Origin of the sequence: Micromonospora sp. NPDC023814, assembly GCF_040639595.1 — a bacterium.
In the GTDB taxonomy this organism is placed as follows: domain Bacteria; phylum Actinomycetota; class Actinomycetes; order Mycobacteriales; family Micromonosporaceae; genus Micromonospora.
The window spans coordinates 1-1,636 of the sequence record NZ_JBFAAF010000222.1 but is presented as its reverse complement, the minus strand read 5'-3'; the positions used below and the strand labels follow the sequence as shown (position 1 = coordinate 1,636).

The following is a 1,636-nucleotide window of genomic DNA, read 5'->3' as shown; positions in this document are numbered from 1 at the left end:
ACAACGCGTTCAACCGGCTGCAACGCTGCTACGAACGAACCGAGAAGGTCATCAACGCGTACTTCGACCTCGCCGACGCGATCATCACCGTCCGTAGCCTGACCCGACGGGCATGGATCCTCTACCGGTGGGACAGCCGCCCCAACCGCCGCCGATGACCACCACCATTCCGCGCGACCTCCTACTCGTCCTGGCTCAACCTCGTCGAGCGCTGGTTCGCCGAACTGACCAACCGCAAACTCCGCCGATCGGCCCACCGCAGCATCGCCGCACTGGAAGCCGACGTCACCGCCTGGATCGAGGCATGGAACGCCGACCCCAAACCGTTCGTGTGGACCAAGACGGCTGACGACATCCTCGAAACGGTCGCCGCATACTGCAAACGAATCAACGACTCAGGACACTAGTCTGGGCCGGCCGGTACTCGCAGCCGTAAGCCGGGTCGAGCGACATCGCGATGACCTCGTCGAGGCGGTCGCGGACCGCGGTCAGCTCGGCGATCTGGGCATGGATCCGTTCACGTTCGGCGCCCAGCAGGGCCAGTGACTCCGGAGTCGTCACCCGGTCCTCGACGCAGGGCAACAGTTCCAGGATGGTGCGGCTGGAGAGGCCGGCCGAGTAGAGCAGCCGGATCAGCCGGACCCGATCCGCCGCCGGCTCCGGATAGACCCGCTGGCCGGCCGGGCTTCGCAGGGAGGTCAGCAGGCCCTGCTCCTCGTAGTACCGCAGGGCGCGCACGCTCACGCCGCAGCGGGACGCCAACTCACCGATGCGCATGAATGACCATCGTCACAACCCTTTCCTCTGACGTCAACGTTAGGCTTTAGCGTAGCCCGCATGCAGATCAACGGAGCAATCGCCCTGGTCACCGGAGCCAACCGCGGTCTCGGCCGGCACTTCGCCGCCCAACTGCTGGAGCGCGGCGCCACCAAGGTCTACGCCACCGCCCGCCGTCCCGAACTGGTCGACCTTCCCGGCGTCGAGACACTGCGGCTTGACATCACCGACCCGCAGTCGGTGGCCGCCGCCACGGCGGCCGCCGACGACGTCACCCTGCTCGTCAACAACGCCGGCATCTCCACCGGCGCCGGGCTGGTCACCGGTGACCTCGACCTGGTCCGCCGCGAGATGGACACCCACTTCTGGGGCACCCTGAACATGATCCGGGCTTTCGCGCCCCGGCTCGGCGGCGGCGCGATCCTCAACGTCCTCTCCGCCCTGTCCTGGTTCGCCTATCCCGGAACCGGTGCCTACGCCGCCGCGAAGGCCGCCGCGTGGAACCTCACCAACGCCGTGCGCCTCGAACTCACCGACCAGAAGACCCAGGTCACCGGTCTGCTCCTCGGCGCTGCCGCCACCGACATGACAGCCGGTTACGACGGTCCGACCAGCGACCCCGCAGTGATCGTCAAAGCCGCGCTGGACGGCTTGGAGGCCGGCTTGTGGGAGGTCGTCGCCGACGACTGGACCGCCCACGTGAAGGCATCCCTGGCCGGCGACCCCCGGACCTTCTACGCCCCGACTCAGGATCAGCACTAGTACCAACGCCGTTCAGTTAGGGCGCTGGCTGGTTGGTCAAGGGTCGTTGCTGATGACGTCGATGCTGGTGGTGGCTTTGTAGGTGCGGCGGTCGATG

At 67.2% G+C, this 1,636-nt stretch carries 2 protein-coding genes and 2 pseudogenes; 3 read left to right on the top strand and 1 reads right to left on the bottom strand.

Annotated features, from left to right (window positions below):
* Positions 1 to 158: pseudogene (locus AB0G14_RS35610) on the top strand (IS5/IS1182 family transposase); the annotation flags it as partial.
* A gap of 18 nt (positions 159 to 176) precedes the next feature.
* Positions 177 to 407: pseudogene (locus AB0G14_RS35605) on the top strand (IS630 family transposase); the annotation flags it as partial.
* On the opposite strand, the gene AB0G14_RS35600 reads toward AB0G14_RS35605, so the two are convergent.
* Positions 388 to 777: a MerR family transcriptional regulator gene (locus AB0G14_RS35600; RefSeq protein WP_357705198.1), complete on the bottom strand. Its 390-nt coding sequence runs from the start codon at positions 775 to 777 to the stop codon at positions 388 to 390. The pseudogene AB0G14_RS35605 and the gene AB0G14_RS35600 overlap by 20 nt on opposite strands.
* 60 nt (positions 778 to 837) lie before the next feature.
* Here AB0G14_RS35600 and AB0G14_RS35595 point away from each other — a divergent pair, with 60 nt between their 5' ends.
* Positions 838 to 1,539, top strand: a complete 702-nt coding sequence (locus AB0G14_RS35595) for an SDR family oxidoreductase (protein WP_357705196.1) — start codon at positions 838 to 840, stop codon at positions 1,537 to 1,539.
* Positions 1,540 to 1,636 lie beyond the last annotated feature (97 nt).